Source organism: Ruegeria sp. ABV3_008, assembly GCF_056161185.1.
In genome coordinates this window covers 1-2,877 of sequence record NZ_JBSWYP010000029.1, presented here as the reverse complement: position 1 = coordinate 2,877, position 2,877 = coordinate 1, and the positions used below count along the sequence as shown (strand labels likewise).

Below are 2,877 nucleotides of genomic sequence, written 5' to 3'. Positions count from 1 at the left end.
ATATCGCTGACTGTGAATGGCATGTCTGTGAGCGGTGAAGTTGAGGGTCGGACGTTATTGTCTGGTTTTTTGCGGGATCATTTGTCTTTGACGGGGACGCATGTTGGCTGTGATACGGCGCAATGCGGGGCCTGTGTGGTGCATGTAAACGGCGAGGCCGTGAAGTCGTGCAACATGCTGGCGGTTGAGGCCGACGGTGCCGAGGTCGGCACGATTGAGGGTCAGGCGGCCGAGGATGGGACGCTCAACACGATCCAGCAGGCGTTTCAGGATCACCACGGGCTGCAATGCGGCTTTTGCACGCCAGGCATGGTGATGAGCGCGGCGGCCTTGCTGAAGGACAATCCGCGCCCGTCCGAGGGTGAGATCCGCAAGTATCTGGAAGGCAACCTGTGCCGCTGCACGGGCTATCACAACATCGTCAAGGCGATCATGGCCGCTTCGGGCCAGGACGTCAGCAGCATCGCCGCCGAATAAGCGGCCCGAGGGAGGAGAACAAGCAATGCCCAAAGACAGTGGCATCGGAGCCAGTTCCAAGCGGCGCGAGGACGTGCGCTTTCTGACCGGAGCAGGCAATTATACCGACGACATCAACGTGGCCGGACAGGCCTATGTTCATTTCCTGCGCTCGGATATCGCGCATGGTCGGATCACCAGCCTCGACACCTCGGCGGCGGCAGCCATGCCGGGTGTGGTCAAGGTGTTCACCGGCAAGGATTTTGAAGGCGTGGGGGGCATGCCCTGCGGCTGGGAGGTGACGGACAAGCACGGCGCGCCGATGCAGGAGCCTCCGCATCCCATTCTGGCGCAGGGTAAAGTGCGCCATGTGGGCGATCCCATTGCCGCCGTTGTGGCCGACAGCCTGGAACAGGCGCGCGATGCGGCCGAGGCGATCGAGGTGGACATCGAAGAACTGCCCGCAGTGATCGACATGAAGGCCGCAGCCCAAGAGGGCGCGACGCTGGTCCATGACGATCTGAAGAACAACATCTGCTATGATTGGCAGCTGGGTGAAGCGGATGACGCCAAGGTCAATGAGGTCTTCGCAAATGCGGCCCATGTGACCACGCTGGATCTGGTCAACAACCGCCTGGTCGCCAACCCGATGGAACCGCGCGTGGCGGTGGGTGAGTATAAGCGGGGCACGGATGAGTACACGCTCTATACCACCTCGCAGAATCCGCATGTGATCCGCCTGCTGATGTGCGCCTTTGTGCTGGGCCTGCCCGAGCATAAGGTCCGCGTGGTGGCCCCGGATGTGGGCGGTGGCTTTGGCACCAAGATCTTCCACTATGCGGAAGAGGCGTTCTGTACCTTCGCCGCCAAGGCCTGCAACCGCCCGGTGAAGTGGACCTCCAGCCGGTCCGAGGCGTTCATGTCGGACGCCCATGGCCGGGATCATGTCAGCAAAATCGAACTGGCGCTGGATGCAGACAATAACTTCATCGGGTTGCGGACCAACACCTACGCGAACCTTGGGGCGTATCTGTCGACCTTCTCCAGCTCCGTGCCCACATGGCTGCACGGCACACTGATGGCAGGCAATTACAAGACGCCGGTCATTCAGGTGAATGTGAAGGCGATGTTCACCAACACAGTGCCGGTGGATGCCTATCGCGGCGCGGGCCGGCCCGAGGCGACGTTCCAGTTGGAACGCGTGGTGGATAAAGCTGCGCGCGAGCTGGGAGTCGATCCGATTGCCCTGCGCCGTCAGAACTTCATCACCCAGTTCCCCTATGACACGCCGGTGGCGCTGACCTATGACACCGGGGATTACAACGGGACCATGGACAAGCTTGAGGCCGCCGCCGATCTGGCAGGCTTTGCGGCCCGCCGTGCGGCGAGCGAGGCCAAGGGCAAGCTGCGGGGTCTGGGCATCAACTGCTATATCGAGGCGTGTGGCATTGCGCCCTCGAACATCGTTGGCATGCTGGGGGCCCGGGCGGGTCTCTATGACGCGGCCACCGTGCGGGTGAATGCCACCGGCTCGATCAGCGTCATGGTTGGCGCGCATAGCCATGGGCAGGGGCATGAGACCGCCTTCCCGCAGGTTGTGGCCGACATGATCGGTATCGACGAGTCGATGGTCGAGATCGTGCATGGCGACACTTCGAAGATCCCGTTCGGCATGGGCACCTATGGCTCGCGCTCGCTGGCGGTCTGTGGCTCGGCCATGGTGAAGGCCACCGAGAAGGTGATCGACAAGGCCAAGAAGATCGCAGCCCACCTGCTGGAAGCCTCCGAGGCCGATATCGAGCTGAAGGACGGTCAGTTCAGCGTCGCGGGCACCGACAAGTCGGTGGCCTGGGGCGACGTGACCCTGACAGCTTATGTGCCGCATAACTTCCCGCTGGAGGTTGAGCCGGGGCTGGAGGAGACCGCGTTCTACGACCCGGCCAACTTCACCTTCCCCTCGGGCGCTTATGCCTGCGAGGTTGAGGTTGATCCCGAGACCGGTCAGGTCAGCATTGAGTCCTTCACCGCCGCCGATGACTTTGGCAACATCGTCAACCCGATGATCGTGGATGGCCAGGTTCATGGCGGCATCGGTCAGGGTATCGGCCAGGCTCTGCTGGAGAACTGCGCCTATGATGAGAATGGCCAACTGTTGAGCGCGTCCTTCATGGACTACGCCATGCCGCGCGCCGATGATGTGCCCTTCTACGGCGTGGATCATTCCAGCCAGACTCCCTGCACGCACAACCCGCTGGGGGTGAAGGGCTGTGGTGAGGCCGGGGCGATTGGCTCTCCGCCGGCTGTGGTCAATGCGGTTCTGGATGCGATGAACTCGGGCGGCAAGGCGGTGGATCACATCGACATGCCGGTGAGCCCGTCGCGCGTTTGGGCGGCGATGAACAGCTGAGTTGAGAGGGTGGA

The 2,877-nt window shown here is 62.3% G+C and carries 2 protein-coding genes; both read left to right on the top strand.

The window, feature by feature from the left end:
- A partial coding sequence (locus ACXAH8_RS23060) for a (2Fe-2S)-binding protein (RefSeq protein ID WP_475220838.1) occupies nucleotides 1-477 on the top strand: 477 nt, incomplete at its 5' end.
- Between the two features lie 25 nt (nucleotides 478-502).
- A complete protein-coding gene (locus tag ACXAH8_RS23055) occupies nucleotides 503-2,863 on the top strand; it encodes a xanthine dehydrogenase family protein molybdopterin-binding subunit (RefSeq protein ID WP_475220837.1) in 2,361 nt (786 codons plus the stop codon).
- Nucleotides 2,864-2,877: the final 14 nt, after the last annotated feature.